The sequence below is a fragment of the Bradyrhizobium sp. FW305-F6 genome (assembly GCF_058782905.1).
Genome location: NZ_JBYSYD010000002.1, coordinates 429689 through 442952 on the forward strand (window position 1 = coordinate 429689; position 13264 = coordinate 442952).

The 13264-nt window shown below is 65.6% G+C and carries 14 protein-coding genes and 1 pseudogene; 6 read left to right on the forward strand and 9 right to left on the reverse strand.

From position 1 onward, the window contains the following. Positions 1-123 precede the first annotated feature (123 nt). The 3 genes from AC3WLX_RS13270 to AC3WLX_RS13280 all read right to left on the reverse strand — a co-directional run bounded on the left by AC3WLX_RS13270 (position 124) and on the right by AC3WLX_RS13280 (position 3628). A complete protein-coding gene (locus tag AC3WLX_RS13270; RefSeq protein WP_492336272.1) occupies positions 124-546 on the reverse strand; it encodes an OsmC family protein in 423 nt (140 codons plus the stop codon). Positions 547-647: 101 nt separating this feature from the next. Further along, positions 648-2969 (reverse strand): molybdopterin guanine dinucleotide-containing S/N-oxide reductase, encoded by a 2322-nt coding sequence (locus AC3WLX_RS13275; protein ID WP_492336273.1) that lies wholly within the window; start codon positions 2967-2969, stop codon positions 648-650. A gap of 464 nt (positions 2970-3433) precedes the next feature. Then, entirely contained in the window at positions 3434-3628 is a 195-nt protein-coding gene (locus AC3WLX_RS13280; protein ID WP_492336274.1) for a hypothetical protein, read from the reverse strand. A gap of 87 nt (positions 3629-3715) precedes the next feature. Between AC3WLX_RS13280 and AC3WLX_RS13285 the strand changes: the two genes are divergently transcribed. Further along, positions 3716-4231 carry a YciE/YciF ferroxidase family protein gene (locus AC3WLX_RS13285; RefSeq protein WP_291627854.1) on the forward strand — a complete coding sequence of 172 codons (516 nt, stop codon included), beginning with the start codon at positions 3716-3718 and terminating at the stop codon, positions 4229-4231. Positions 4232-4303: 72 nt separating this feature from the next. On the opposite strand, the gene AC3WLX_RS13290 is transcribed toward AC3WLX_RS13285, so the two are convergent. Further along, positions 4304-5161 carry an SDR family oxidoreductase gene (locus AC3WLX_RS13290; RefSeq protein ID WP_492336275.1) on the reverse strand — a complete coding sequence of 286 codons (858 nt, stop codon included), beginning with the start codon at positions 5159-5161 and terminating at the stop codon, positions 4304-4306. 199 nt (positions 5162-5360) lie between these two features. On the opposite strand from AC3WLX_RS13290, the gene AC3WLX_RS13295 reads away from it, so the two are divergent. Then, positions 5361-6311, forward strand: a complete 951-nt coding sequence (locus AC3WLX_RS13295; protein ID WP_492336276.1) for a DMT family transporter — start codon at positions 5361-5363, stop codon at positions 6309-6311. 30 nt (positions 6312-6341) lie between these two features. Here the strand turns inward: AC3WLX_RS13295 and modD are convergent, their stop codons facing one another. Further along, positions 6342-7259, reverse strand: coding sequence for a ModD protein (modD, locus tag AC3WLX_RS13300; RefSeq protein WP_291627859.1), 918 nt, complete (start codon positions 7257-7259; stop codon positions 6342-6344). A 233-nt stretch (positions 7260-7492) separates the two neighbouring features. On the opposite strand from modD, the gene modA reads away from it, so the two are divergent. From modA to AC3WLX_RS13320, 4 genes and pseudogenes are all read left to right on the forward strand, one after another. Further along, positions 7493-8245 carry a molybdate ABC transporter substrate-binding protein gene (modA, locus tag AC3WLX_RS13305; RefSeq protein WP_492336277.1) on the forward strand — a complete coding sequence of 251 codons (753 nt, stop codon included), beginning with the start codon at positions 7493-7495 and terminating at the stop codon, positions 8243-8245. A gap of 5 nt (positions 8246-8250) precedes the next feature. Continuing rightward, entirely contained in the window at positions 8251-8937 is a 687-nt protein-coding gene (modB, locus tag AC3WLX_RS13310) for a molybdate ABC transporter permease subunit (RefSeq protein WP_492336278.1), read from the forward strand. Beyond that, positions 8934-9632: pseudogene (gene modC, locus AC3WLX_RS13315) on the forward strand (molybdenum ABC transporter ATP-binding protein); the annotation flags it as partial. The gene modB and the pseudogene modC, both read left to right, overlap by 4 nt. A gap of 60 nt (positions 9633-9692) precedes the next feature. Further along, positions 9693-10301 carry a DUF2478 domain-containing protein gene (locus AC3WLX_RS13320; RefSeq protein ID WP_492337280.1) on the forward strand — a complete coding sequence of 203 codons (609 nt, stop codon included), beginning with the start codon at positions 9693-9695 and terminating at the stop codon, positions 10299-10301. Here the strand turns inward: AC3WLX_RS13320 and AC3WLX_RS13325 are convergent. From AC3WLX_RS13325 to AC3WLX_RS13340, 4 genes are read right to left on the reverse strand one after another with little or no spacing between them, the layout of a single operon-like run. After that, positions 10275-10481 carry a TOBE domain-containing protein gene (locus tag AC3WLX_RS13325; protein WP_291628260.1) on the reverse strand — a complete coding sequence of 69 codons (207 nt, stop codon included), beginning with the start codon at positions 10479-10481 and terminating at the stop codon, positions 10275-10277. The genes AC3WLX_RS13320 and AC3WLX_RS13325 overlap by 27 nt on opposite strands. 3 nt (positions 10482-10484) lie before the next feature. Further along, a complete protein-coding gene (locus AC3WLX_RS13330; RefSeq protein ID WP_025037776.1) occupies positions 10485-10781 on the reverse strand; it encodes a ferredoxin family protein in 297 nt (98 codons plus the stop codon). A 41-nt stretch (positions 10782-10822) separates the two neighbouring features. Continuing rightward, the gene (locus AC3WLX_RS13335; RefSeq protein WP_291628263.1) at positions 10823-12130 is read right to left on the reverse strand and encodes an FAD-dependent oxidoreductase; all 1308 of its coding nucleotides are present in this window, start codon (positions 12128-12130) and stop codon (positions 10823-10825) included. Between the two features lie 14 nt (positions 12131-12144). After that, on the reverse strand, positions 12145-13251 hold the full coding sequence (locus AC3WLX_RS13340; RefSeq protein ID WP_492336279.1) for an electron transfer flavoprotein subunit alpha/FixB family protein: 1107 nt from the start codon (positions 13249-13251) through the stop codon (positions 12145-12147). Between the last annotated feature and the right edge of the window lie 13 nt (positions 13252-13264).

The following is a 13264-nucleotide window of genomic DNA, read 5'->3' on the forward strand; positions in this document are numbered from 1 at the left end:
TGTGCTCCCAATTGATCGTTCTGCAGCTGCCGCAACATATAGGCGTTCGGCGGCCGCGCTGAAAGCCTGGCAGGCGCGTCCACCCGGCTCCCGAGCCGGATGGACCCGGGCAGGCGCCCGCTTCTAGCCCAGCTTGGCGTCGAGCGTGATCGCGGCGTTCAGCACCTTCGATACCGGACAGTTCTTCTCGGCTTCGCCGGCGAGCTTGGCAAAGCCGGCCTCGTCGAGACCAGGCACCTTTGCACGCAAGGTCAGCGCGGACTTGCTGATCTTGAAACCCTTGCCCTCGGGCTCGAGCGTCACCGCCGCTTCCGTCGAAAGTTCCTCCGGCGTGAAACCGGCCATCTGGAGGCCGAAGGCCAGCGCCATCGTGAAGCAACCCGCATGGGCTGCCGCGATCAATTCCTCGGGATTGGTGCCCTTCTCGCTCTCGAAGCGGGTCTTGAAGGAATAGGGCGTTTGCGCCAGCACGCCGGATTCGCTGGTCAGATGACCAGCCCCGTCGCGGCCGGTGCCCTTCCAGACTGCCGTTGCCTTGCGGATCATGTCAGTTCTCCCTTTCTGATTTCAGCACAAGCGCTGGGTATCGCGGGAAGGCGGCATAGACGTGACCGCCTGCCCGCAGACGAGCAACCCCGGCCAGCGCCCTACGCCGGATCGAACGCCCGGATCGGCGGCAGATTGCCGCTGAACTTCTCCACCTGCACGGTCGTCAGCTGGCCGGTGCAGCCCTGCGCCAGCGAAGAAGTGCCGATGTCGCGGGTGAGCACGTTCGGATTGCCGTGGACGCAGAGCGGCGCCTCCTCTTCCGGATCCATCGGATCGTACCAGGCACCGGTCGGAAGCTGGACGACGCCGGGTGCGATGCCGTCGGTGACGTGGACCGCGGCGAGGCAGGCGCCGCGCGCGTTGAACAGGCGGATGATGTCGCCGTCCCTGATGCCGCGCGCCTGTGCATCGGCCGGGTTCATGCGCGCGACCTCGCGGCCGCGATGCTTTCCGGCCAGCGAATGCCCGCCGAAATCGAGCTGGCTGTGCAGGCGCGTCGCTGGCTGGTTGGCGACGAGGAAGCACGGCGCGCCGGGCCTCGGCGTGTCGGTCTTGTCGAGCCAGACCGGATGGCCTGGACAGTCGGCATCACCATGGGCGGCGATCTTGGCGGAGAAGATCTCGATTCTCCCGCTGGGCGTCGGCAGCGCGTGATTGACCGGATCCTCGCGGAAGCGGCGCAGCCGGCCGCCGTCGTCGGGTTGCTGCGGCACAACGAGGCTGCCGCGCGCCCAGAATTCTTCGAAGCTCGGCGCCTCAAGGCCGCGCTTGGCCAGCGAGGCGCGGGTCGGCTCATAAAGATGTTCCAGCCATTGCCGCGACGTGCGCCCCTCGGTGAACGGTTCGCGCGCTCCAAGGCGTTCGGCGAGATCGGTGAAGATGTCGTAGTCGTCGCGCGCGAGCCCGAACGGCTCGGCAATGCGGTGCATGGCGACCATCAGCGGATCGTTGGTGGAATAGCCGATGTCCTCGCGCTCCAGCGTCATCGTCGCGGGCAGCACGATATCGGCATGGCGCGCCGTCGCGGTCCAGGCCAGCTCGTGCACGACGAAGGTGTCGACTTGTGCGAAGGCCTTGCGCAGGCGGTTGATGTCCTGGTGATGGTGGAACGGGTTGCCGCCGGCCCAGTAGACGAGACGGATGTCCGGATAGGTGCGCGTCTCGCCGTTATAGCGATAGGTGCTGCCGGGATTGAGCAGCATGTCGGCGATGCGCGCCACCGGGATGAAATCCGCAACACCGTTGCGGCCCTGCCCGAGCGTCGGCCCGGGCACGTCGTTGACGCGCCGGCCATAATAGCCGATTGCACCCAGCGAATAGGCGTAGCCGCCGCCGGGAAGGCCGATCTGGCCGAGGGCTGCCGCCAGCACCATGCCCATCCACACCGGCTGCTCGCCATGCTCGGCGCGCTGCAGCGAATGGGAGACGGTGACGAGCGCGCGCTTTCCCGCAAGGCGCCGCGCCAGCTTGCGGATCGTATCCGCCTCGACACCACAGATCGCGCTGGCCCATTCGGCGTGCTTGGCTTGGCCGTCGCTCTCGCCGGTGAGATAGCGCAGGAAGACCGGCCAGCCTTCGGTGTAGCGATCGAGAAAGGCCTGATCGTACAGGTTCTCGCTGACCAGCGTGTGCACGATGCCGAGCATCAGCGCCGTATCGGTCCCGGGGATACAGGTCATCCATTCGGCGCCGGCCTCCACCGGGAGATCGTCGCGCAGCGGACTGACCAGGACGAACTCGCAGCCGCGGCCGCGCGCAGCTGCCATGGCGCCGCGCTCGACATGCTTGCTGATCGAGCCGCCGGCCACCATGGAGTTCTTCAGCGCCATGCCGCCGAACGCCAGCACGATGTCCGTCTCGGCCGCGATCTGTTCCCAGGTGACGTTGCGCCTGGTGATGTCCTCGTAGCCGGCCAGGATTTGCGGCAGCAGCACCGAGGACGCGCCCGAGGAATAGGAGTTGACGGAGCGCACATAGCCGCCCATCGCGATGTTGAGGAAGCGATGCACCTGGCTCTGGGCGTGATGAAAGCGCCCGGCGCTGGACCAGCCATAGGAGCCGCCGAACACGGCGCCGGGGCCGCGCGTGTCGCGGATGCGGCCAAGCTCGTCGCCGAGCAGATCAAGGGCCTTCTCCCAGCTGACCGGGACGAACTCGTCGCGGCCACGGCGATTGTCGGGGCCCGGCCCGCGCTCGAGCCAGCCGCGGCGGACCGCCGGCTGGGCGATGCGGGCCTGGTGGCGGAGGGCGCCCGGGAAATTGTCGATGATGCCGTTCGGATTGGGGTCGCCCGCATAGGCCCTGACCTCGAGGCCGGCCGCGCCCTGGCGCGCGGAAAAGACGCCCCAATGCGACGTGTGCGGCTTGAAGCCGTCCGACAGGTCGAGACCCCCGTCGGGGAAGCCAATCGTATCGTCCATCATCTGATCCTTGTTCCGGCGCAGGTCATCGAGGGTGGTAATATACCGATCCGCTCCGGCCGTCGTCGAGATCAGCGTTGAGGGAAACGCTTGCCTGCTCCGCGTAAACCAGCCTGAGGGCCGCTGGATACAGCCGACTTCGCGGACGTCCGGCAAGGCTCGAACATCACCCGCGTGCGCAGCAATCGACCAGAAGATTCCAGATCCGCTGCTGCTCTTCTCTTTTGCGGGTCTCCAGCCCCTTCTCCGGGATCGACCGATCATACCCGACGGTGTGCGCCGGGCGCGGCACGATCCACCGCTCCGAAATCGGATCGTACCATCTTCCGATGTTCATATCTGTCACGCTCACATAGTTGAACAGCGCTCGGCGATGCGCCTCCCGCGGCTCTCATTGAAGCCTGTGCGGCACGCCACCCAATTCACCAATCAGGAGCCCGCACGATCGTTCCTGCCCGCCTGTGTCATCCCGGGCGAACCGGATGCAGCGTGCGCGGGTGCCGATCGTGCAGCAGCCGCGCAAGCTCCTCACGTTCCGTTTCGCGGCCCTTCATCGCGGTCTCGAACAGCGCTTCCTGAATGTCGCGGGGCATGTCACCCCACACGTCCATCGCGGCGCGTCCAAGCAGGCCCGCAAGATGCTCCACTCCATCGCTCATTCGGCTCTCCTGATCTCCACATGGGAATGGAACAGCCGCAGCCGCACGGCGTTCCACTGCCATCATTGTGAAAAGGAGGCGTCTTTTATGGGTTTCTTCACCAAGGACATCAAAACGATGGAAGACCTGCTGCTGCACGGGCTGCAGGACATCTACTACGCGGAGCAGCAGATCCTGAAGGCGCTGCCGAAGATGATCGAGAAGGCGACCAACAAGGATCTCGTCACCGGGCTGAAGGCGCATTTGGAGGAGACCAACAAGCAGGTCGAGCGCCTCGAGAAGGTGTTCGCGAAGCTCGGCAAGGAGCCGAGCGGCACCAATTGCCCGGCCATCGACGGCCTGATCAAGGAAGCTGACGAGACCGCCGGGGAGATCGAGGACAAGGCGGTGCTGGACGCCGCGATCGTCGCCAACGCGCAGGCGGTTGAGCACTACGAAATGTGCCGTTACGGGACGCTGATCGCTTGGGCCGAAGAGCTCGGCCATGACGACATCGTGCGCTTCCTCACGACCAATCTGAACGAAGAGAAGGCGGCCAACACCAAGCTGAACACGGTGGCGCTTCGCAAGGGCGTCAACGCCAAGGCGTCGAACGCCGCGTGATCGAGGCGGACTGACCACTACTGATCAGGACGATGGCGACGTCGAGCGTCGCCATCGTCCTTGCACACACGATCAGATGAACGGCTTGCCACCGGTGACGGCCAGCGTCGCCCCGGAAGTGTAGCTCGAGAGCGGATCGGCCAGCATGACATAAGCGGTTGCGAGCTCCGCCGGCTGGCCGGCGCGCTGCATCGGGACCTGCTTGCCGAAGTTCTTGACCCTTTCCTCCGACATCGTCGAAGGGATCAGCGGCGTCCAGATCGGCCCAGGGGCCACCGCGTTGACCCGGATGCCCTTCGCGGCCAGCATCTGGGCGAGCCCGCCCGTGAAATTCTGGATCGCCCCCTTGGTCGTGGCGTAAGCCAGCAGCGTAGGGTTCGGCATGTCCGAATTCACCGACGCCGTGTTGATGATCGCCGCTCCCGGCGGCATGTGGGGGACGGCGGCCTTGGCCAGATAGAACATGGCGTGGATGTTGGTCTCGAACGTGCGCTGCCACTCCTCGTCGCTGATCTCAGCGATGTCCTCGAAGGTGGCCTGATGAGCGGCGTTGTTAACGAGGATGTCGATGCCGCCGAGTTCCTCGACGGTGCGACGCACGATGGCGCGGCAATGCTCGGGATTGCTGATATCGCCGGAGATGAGGACCACTTTACGTCCCTCCCGCTCCACCAGCGCCTTCACCTCCGCGGCATCCTCGTCCTCGTTCAGATAGGATATGACGATATCGGCGCCTTCACGCGCATAGGCGATCGCGACCGCGCGGCCGATACCGCTGTCTCCGCCCGTGATGACGGCCTTCTTTCCCGCAAGACGCCCGGCGCCCTTGTAACTCTCCTCACCGTGATCCGGCCGGGGTTGCATCGCCCGCGTCGAGCCGGGCATCGGTTGCTGCTGCGCAGGATAAGGCGGCTTTGGATAATCGGTCATGGACAACTCCGGACGGTTGCTGCGCTAACGGAGCGTCGCCGGAAGTGTTCCTGGGCGTTGCTTCCGTCATCGTACAGCGTGGCCGTCCCCCCAGCGATCCGATCCCAGCGGCCTGCGGAACTCTCGGCTGGAAAAACTCCTGGGGATCGCTCACCATGGAGGACCATGTCGCGGAGAGCATCTGGAGTTCGCAGGTGTATTGAGTGCGCTCAGATATCTCAAGCAATCGGACACCGGCTTGTCTCTAGCAACCCCATCGAACGAGCGGATTCTCGCACTCCTGAGCGCAGCCGGCGTATTCTGTATCTGGTCCGGCTTTCTCGTCTTCTCCAGGGCCGGCATGCAATCCGGCCTGACGCCCTTCGATTTGACGGCGCTTCGATTCATGGTCACCGGCGCCCTGGTTCTTCCGTTCGCCAAGGCCTGGTGGCCGCGTCACCTGCCGCTGCGCGCAATTCTGTCGATGTCGATTTTCGGCCCCGGCGCGGTGTACAGCATCTTGATGTACTTCGGGTTGAAGGGGGCCTCGGCAGCGTATGGGGGAGCGTTCGCCAACGGCTCGCTACCGATCTTCACCATTCTGCTGGGATTGCTTTTCGCGCGGCGCGTGCCGTCCTGGCAGCAACTCGTCGCAGTTTTCATCCTGCTCGTGGGCGCAGTGCTCGTTGCCATTCCGGGCATGCGTGCCGGCGGCAACAACGTGGCATCGGCCATCGGGTTCTTCCTCGCGGCGTCAGCTGTGCTTTCGATATACTTCGTGGGCGTGAAGCACTGGCAGGTCGAGGCGCGCCAGGCGCTTGTCCTGGTCAGCGTGCCGAACGCGCTACTTTTCCTGCCGGTCTGGTTTTTCTTTCTCCCTTCCACCATGCAGGATGCGCCATGGCCGACGATCATGCTTCAGGCCGCTTTCCAGGGCTTAGGCCCCGGTTTCCTGGCGGTCATCCTGTTCTCAATTTCCGTGAGGAGTCTCGGGCCTACGCCCTCGGCCGGTCTGGCTGCGGCGGTACCGGCAAGTGCGACGCTGTTGGCGATTCCGATACTTGGCGAGATTCCAACAACCATCGAGTGGATCGGCATCGCGATTGTCACTGCCGGGCTCGTTCTGCTCCTCGGAGGAGGCCAACCCGAAACCAGGAGCCTGTCCAAATAGCGATGGCGACTCGGAGAGAGGCGGTTCCTGCTAAGTCGGCAACGCAACCGCTGCATCCCCTCTTTGACTGAGCCGCGCACGGCGCCTGCCGTCGTCGGCTGCCGCAATCTGCACCTGCACGTCCCTGGGCTTTGCGAGATAGGGCGCGGAGGTGACCAGGATATCGGCGCCGGCCTGCGCATAGGCCGCGGCATTTGCCGCGTTGACGCCGCCGGCGGCGGCGATGATCGGACGAGCGCGCGTATAGGCCATCGATGCGATGCGCTTGACCAAGGCAGAGATCTCGGCCGGCGAGAACTTCTCGGCCTGAATCACGTCGAAACCGGCGACTGCCGCGGCAAGTGCGGCATCGGCGGTCTTCACCTCGATCACGAGCTTCTTCTCCGGCGCGGCCCGTCGCAGGCGCTCGACCGCCTGAAACAGCGGCAGTTCGCCGAGGAATGCGCGATGCTCGGGGAACACCAGCACGGTTTCCGACAGGCCGAGCCGGTGCATCACGGCACCGCCCGCCTTCACGGCCGCCACCGCAAAGCGCTTGGTGCCCGGCACGTTCTTGCGCGTGCAGGCGACGGGGATGTGAGGCGCCACCGCCCGCGCCGCATCGACGATGGCGCGGGTTTCGCTCGCCACACCCGACCAGATCTCGATTAAGGTCTGCGCCACCTTCCAGCTCCGCAACAGGCCCGCGGCCGGACCCCGCGCCTGAAGGATCGGGGCGCCCTGCTCCAGCGCTGCACCGGATACGGCGAACAGCTCCACCTCGCAGCCGGCGAGCGTGATGATCTCGGCCGCATCCTCGGCGAGCGCCAGAACCATCGGCGTGCGCGCGGCAAACTGCATGACTCCGTCGGCTCCGCCGATCCCAAGCGCCTCCGTGGTGAGATCGCCGTACGGGACGTCGTCCTCCAGCAGGCGTTCGAGCTCGGCGCGCGATGCAACAATTGCCATGTCGTGCGCCCCTTCAGTGGTGTCGGCTTGCCGACGGCATTGTCGGAGATCCGACACGGATCATCAGTCCCGCCGCCGGTTAAAGGCGGGAAGCCCCCGCTCCCGACCTATTCCTGCAAGGCGCACACCAGACTTCGGCCGCTCATTCGGCATGCCGATTGCTGGGAGCCTTCCAGGCGGCGCATCGCAGCAATCGGGCTGCGTGGAAGCAATGCCGTCCGCTGGAGTTCATCATGAAGCTGCTTCGCTCGATCGCCATCGTCGCAGGACTCTTGCTCGCATGCGCCGAGGCACAGGCCGCGCAGACCAACGTCGCCGTGGCCGCCAACTTCACCGATGCCGCCAAGAAGATCGCCTTCGTCTTTAAGCAGAAGACCGGACACGAAGCGGTGTTGAGCTTCGGAGCGAGCGGGCAGTTCTACACCCAGATCACGCAGGGCGCGCCGTTCCAGGTGTTCCTGTCCGCTGACGAGTCACGGCCGAAGAAGCTCGTCGAGGATGGCCTTGCGGTGGCAGACAGCCGTTTCACCTACGCGATCGGCAAGCTCGTGCTGTGGAGCAAGTCGCGCGGGGCCGTGACCGGCGAGGAGACGTTGAAGGCCGCGACGTTTGGAAAGCTCTCGATCTGCAATCCGGCCGCTGCGCCTTACGGTCTCGCCGCCGTGGAAACGATGCAGTCATTGGGCCTCTACGATACGCTGAAGCCGAAGCTGGTCGAGGGTGCGACCATCACCCAGGCCTATCAGTTCGTCGAGACGGGCAATGCCGAGGTCGGGTTCGTGGCGCTCTCGCAACTGAGCGGCAGCGAAGCCGGTTCACGCTGGGTGGTGCCGCAGACGCTCTATAATCCGATCCGGCAGGACGCGGTGCTGCTGAAGACCGGCGCCGGCAACGAGGCTGCGCGTGCGTTCATCGGCTTCCTCAGGGGACCGGAGGCGCGCGCCATCATCGAGAAGTACGGCTACGTGCTGGACGGCCAGAGCTGACGCGCATGGAGATTTGGTCGGCGGAGATTGGCCAGTCGATTCTGCTGACGGTCGAGCTGGCCGCGATCTCGACCGCGATCCTGCTGGTGCTGGCGACGCCGCTGGCCTGGTGGCTGGCGCGCGCCAAGGGCTGGTGGACCGAAATCATCGCGAGCGTCGTTGCGCTGCCGCTGGTGCTGCCGCCGACCGTGCTCGGCTTCTATCTGCTGGTGCTGCTCGGCCCCGACGGCCCGGGCGGGTGGATCGCAAGCCTGTGGGGCGGGCGCACGCTCGCCTTCACGTTCGAAGGCCTGGTCATCGGCTCGGTGGTGTATTCGATGCCGTTCGTGGTGCAGCCGATCCGCAACGCCTTCGCCGCGATGGGCGAGCGGCCGCTCGAGGTCGCCGCGACCTTGCGCGCATCACCCCTGCGCACGTTCTGGACCGTCGCCGTGCCGCTGGCACGGCCGGGCTTCCTGACCGGCGCGGTGCTCGGCTTCGCCCACACCGTCGGCGAGTTCGGCCTCGTGCTGATGATCGGCGGCAACATTCCCGGGCATACCAAGGTGCTGTCAGTCGCGCTTTTCGACTATGTCGAGACCTCGCGCTGGCGCGAGGCGAGCATGCTCGCGGGCCTCATGGTGATCTTCGCCTTCGCTGTGATCCTCACCATGACGCTCGTCGACAAGCGCGCCGCGAGGGCTGCGGCATGAGAAAGCCCGAATCCGGCCGCATCAACGCAGCCTTTCGCGGAAGTCTCGGCAATTTCACGCTCGACGTCGAGCTCAGCCTCCCCGCGACCGGCGTCACCGCAATCTTCGGTCCTTCGGGTTGCGGCAAGACCAGTGTCGCACGCTGTATCGCCGGCCTGCAACGCATGGCCGAGGGCTTTTGCGCCGTGGACGGCGACATCTGGCAGGACAGCTCGTCTTTCCGGCCCGTGCACCGGCGGCCGATCGGCTACGTCTTCCAGGAAACCAGCCTGTTCCCGCATCTGCCCGTACGCGGCAATCTGCTGTTCGGTGCGCCGAAGACGTCCCGTGCGCAGATCGCGTTCGACGAGGTCGTGGAGCTGCTCGGCCTTGCCGCGCTGCTCGACCGCTCGCCCCGCCGCCTCTCCGGCGGCGAGCGGCAGCGCGTCGCGATCGGCCGTGCGCTGCTGTCCCAGCCCAAGCTCCTTCTGATGGACGAGCCGCTGGCTGCGCTCGACCGCACCACCAAGGACGAGATATTGCCGTTCCTCGAGCGGCTGCACGACCGTCTGTCGCTTCCGGTGCTCTATATCAGCCACGACATGAGCGAGATCGAGCGCTTCGCTGATCATCTGGTGCTGATGGAGCAAGGCCGCGTCGTCGGCTCCGGCCCGCTGCACAGCCTCCACCCGATACCGCTGGCCGGGAGCCGCGACCGGCTTGGAGATTGCTCGCGACGACGGAAGAGCGTAGGAAACCCGATGAGGATGACTTCCATGCCGATCGACTTCCACGACATCGACCCGAACCGCGTCGCCGCGATCCTCTACCGTCCCCAGGACGACGTCGACGGCCTGCTCGCCGACTTCGCCCAGAACCTCGCGCGATCGGGCGAGCGGATCGGCGGCGTGGTCCAGCGCAACGTCAAGGACGGCGCGGGCTGCCAGATCGGCATGGCGGCGATCGACCTCATGACCAGCGCGGAGATCTCGATCTGCCAACCGCTCGGCTCGGGCGCCATGGCCTGCAAGCTCGACGCCGCGGGCTTGGCCGAAGCGGCCGTTGCCGTCGCGCATGCGATCGCGGCCGATGTCGATCTCGTCGTGATCAACAAATTCTCCAAGCAGGAGGCCGCCGGCGGCGGTCTGCGCGACGAGCTGGCCGCCGCCATCGCCGCCGGCATCCCCGTGCTCACGGCGGTGCCGGAGAAATGCCTGGACGCCTGGAATGATTTTACCGGCGGGATCGGCACCACGCTCTTATGCGAGCGCGGGGCGATCGAGGGCTGGTGGCAGGAGCTGTCGGCACGGATGAAGCGGGCCCGCGCCGCGCGCGCGCCCGCCGAGGCGCCTGCGGCGCTACTTGCCGATCATCACGTCGGATGACTTGATCACGGCCGAGACGGCATCGCCGACTTGCAACGCGAGATCGTCCACCGCCTCGTTGGTGATCGCGGAGAATACCACCAGCCCCGGCGCGAGCTCGATCTTCACATGGGCCGTCGTCATGCCCTTGGTGACCGCGATCACCCGTCCGGGCAGAACGTTGCGCGCGCTGAGCTTCATCGATTAGCCGAACTTGAACAGCACGCCGTAGCCACCGCGCGGATAGCTCCACTCGATGTCGCCGCTTCCCTCGCAGATCACGCGGCAAGTCCCGCATTCGATGCAGCCGTCGACGGTGATCTCGACCTGGCCCTTGTCGTTGAGCTCGTAGCAACGCGCCGGGCAGGCCTTGAGCATGCTGAGCAGCTCCGGGGACGGGGTGGTGTGGGGCCTCACCTTGATGTGGGCTCGTCCGGCATCGACCAGATATCGGTTGTAGAATAGCTTGTCCTCGACACGCACGGATGGTTCGATCGACATGGCCTTAAGTCTCCATCGCCAGTGTTGCGCTTCCTTTGAAATCACCGCCAGGCGCGTGCGAGGCGGAAGGCATCGCCGAACAGTCCGCTCCACGACCGCGCCTTGATGAACGATTTGAAGGTCGTCTTCTCCTTCTCGACCTTCGGTGTGCCGTCGACGCGCAGGAAGTTCTGCATCGCCTTGGAGACGAGCTCGGGATAGGTCAGGAAGAAGTTCTGCGACTGAGTGTGCATCAGCGCCGGCATGTCCTTGTACTTCTTGAGATCCTTGATGACGAAGGACTCGTCCAGCATCTTCTTGTAGAGCGACAGGTTCTCCGCCGTCATCGGATCCTTGCGCGACTTGACCTGGAAGATCGCTTCCGCCGCGATCCGGCCCGAGGTCATCGCGAGGTTCGAGCCCTCGCGGTGGATGGCGTTGTTGAGCTGGGCGGCGTCGCCGACCACGACCCAGCCCTCGCCATAGAGCTGCGGGATGGCCTTGAAGCCGCCTTCGGGAATGAGGTGCGCGGCATATTCCTTCACCTCGGATCCCTCGATCAGCGGCGCCACAGAGGGATGGCGCTTGAAGCGGTCGAGCAGGCCGTACGGCGTCTCTCCGGTGCGCTGGAAGTCCGCAACGAGGCAGCCGATGCCGAGCGAGATGCACTCCTTGTTGGCGTAGATGAAGCCCATGCCGGTCATGCCGCGCGAGATGGTGCCGGCGGCCTCGATCACCATGCCCTCGTCACCCCGGAGGTTGAAGCGGGCTTCGATGGTCTCGCGCGGCAGAAAATGCATCTCCTTCACGGCCAGCGCGACCTTGTCCGCCGTCGGCCGTTTGCGCAGGCCGGCGCGGGTGCCGAGCAGGCCGTTGACTCCTTCCGCCAGCACCACGACGTCGGCGTGGATCTCGCCATCGGCGCGGTCGGTGCGCACGCCGATCACCTTGCCATAGGCGTCCTGCGCCAGTTCAGTCACGGTGGTCTCACACAGCACCGTAGCGCCGGCTTCGCGGACCTTCTGGGAGAACCATCTGTCGAACTGGGCGCGGATGATGGTGTAGCGGTTCGGTCGCTCCTCGTTGAAATCATCGGAGCGATAATGCAGACCGGTGTGCGAGCGGTCGTCCATCATCCAGAACCGCTGCTCGACCAGATGCCGCTCCAGCGGCGCGTCCTCGCGGAAATCCGGGATCAGCTTCTCCAACATGTCGGCATAGAGGATCGCGCCTTGCACGTTCTTCGAACCGGAATACTCGCCGCGCTCCAGTTGAAGCACCTTGAGGCCGCGCTGGGCCAGCGTGAGCGCCGCCGCATTGCCGGCCATGCCGGCCCCGACGACGATCGCATCGAACTTCTCCTCGATCATGGCGCCTCTCCTTTCTAGCTCGCGATCCGGTCGCGTGAATGCGGCGACAGCCGGGCCTGAAAAGCCGCGGTCAGAGCCGGAAGCAACCGGATGGCGTCGGTGACGATGCCCATATGGGCAAAATCGAAGATCGGCGCATTCCGATCGGTGTTGATGGCGACGATGAGGTCGGCGCCCTCGACGCCGACGCGATGCTGGATCGCACCGGAGATGCCGGCTGCGATATAGAGCTTTGGCCGGATGGTCTTGCCGGTCTGGCCGATCTGCCGGTCGGAGGTGACCCAGCCTTTCTGCACCAGCGGCCGCGAGCAGCCGTATTCGGCGCCGATCACCGTGGCGAGCTGGCGCACCAGCTGGAAATTCTCCGGCGATCCGAGCCCCAGGCCGCCGGCGACGACGACGTCGGCATAGGCGAGATTGGACTTTGCGGAGTCGCGATCGGGCAGGAACGACAGGACCTTGGTCACGATGTCGTCCTCGACGAGGCCGAGCGGATGGCTGACGATGCGGCCGACCGGACGCGTAAGGCGCTCCGGCATCGGCATCACGCGCGGCCGCACGGTCGCCATCTGCGGCCGGTAGTTCAGCGTGTAGATCGTGCAGAGCAGCGACCCGCCGAAGGTCGGCCGCGTCGCGGCGAGCGAGCCGTCGGCATCGACGTCGAGCTCGGTGCAGTCCGCCGTCAGCCCAGTAAGCAGCGTCGTTGCCACCGAACCTGCAAGGTCGCGGCCGAGCGTGGTGGCGCCAAGCAGCAGGATCTCGGGCTTGTAGGTGTTGACGACGTCGGTCAGCGCCTTGGTATAGGACTCGTTGCGGTAGTCGGCGAGCAGATCGTCGGCGACCACGTAGACGAGATCGGCGCCGTAGCAGAAGGACTCCGCGGCGGCGCTCTGCGTCGCCTCGCCTTCCGGCCCGATCACGACCGCGGCGAGATCGACCTTGAGCTTGTCGGCGAGCTTGCGACCGGCACCCATCAGCTCCCAGGAGACCGGGTGAACCTGGCCACGCTCCTGCTCGATGAAGACCCAGACGTGCTTGTAGGCCTTGAAGTGCTCGGGCAGCTCCTTCTTGGTCGCAGCGCGGCCTGCAGCGGGTGCGGCGGTTTTTGGTGCAGTGCTCATGTGCTCGTTCCCC

Bases quoted from the DNA above. Each gene is read 5' to 3' on its own strand.
- AC3WLX_RS13270 (WP_492336272.1), bottom strand. From the start codon at position 546: ATGATCCGCAAGGCAACGGCAGTCTGGAAGGGCACCGGCCGCGACGGG.
- AC3WLX_RS13275 (WP_492336273.1), bottom strand. From the start codon at position 2,969: ATGGACGATACGATTGGCTTCCCCGACGGGGGTCTCGACCTGTCGGAC.
- AC3WLX_RS13280 (WP_492336274.1), bottom strand. From the start codon at position 3,628: ATGAGCGATGGAGTGGAGCATCTTGCGGGCCTGCTTGGACGCGCCGCG.
- AC3WLX_RS13285 (WP_291627854.1), top strand. From the start codon at position 3,716: ATGGGTTTCTTCACCAAGGACATCAAAACGATGGAAGACCTGCTGCTG.
- AC3WLX_RS13290 (WP_492336275.1), bottom strand. From the start codon at position 5,161: ATGACCGATTATCCAAAGCCGCCTTATCCTGCGCAGCAGCAACCGATG.
- modD (WP_291627859.1), bottom strand. From the start codon at position 7,259: ATGGCAATTGTTGCATCGCGCGCCGAGCTCGAACGCCTGCTGGAGGAC.
- modA (WP_492336277.1), top strand. From the start codon at position 7,493: ATGAAGCTGCTTCGCTCGATCGCCATCGTCGCAGGACTCTTGCTCGCA.
- modB (WP_492336278.1), top strand. From the start codon at position 8,251: ATGGAGATTTGGTCGGCGGAGATTGGCCAGTCGATTCTGCTGACGGTC.
- AC3WLX_RS13320 (WP_492337280.1), top strand. From the start codon at position 9,693: ATGCCGATCGACTTCCACGACATCGACCCGAACCGCGTCGCCGCGATC.
- AC3WLX_RS13325 (WP_291628260.1), bottom strand. From the start codon at position 10,481: ATGAAGCTCAGCGCGCGCAACGTTCTGCCCGGACGGGTGATCGCGGTC.
- AC3WLX_RS13330 (WP_025037776.1), bottom strand. From the start codon at position 10,781: ATGTCGATCGAACCATCCGTGCGTGTCGAGGACAAGCTATTCTACAAC.
- AC3WLX_RS13335 (WP_291628263.1), bottom strand. From the start codon at position 12,130: ATGATCGAGGAGAAGTTCGATGCGATCGTCGTCGGGGCCGGCATGGCC.
- AC3WLX_RS13340 (WP_492336279.1), bottom strand. From the start codon at position 13,251: ATGAGCACTGCACCAAAAACCGCCGCACCCGCTGCAGGCCGCGCTGCG.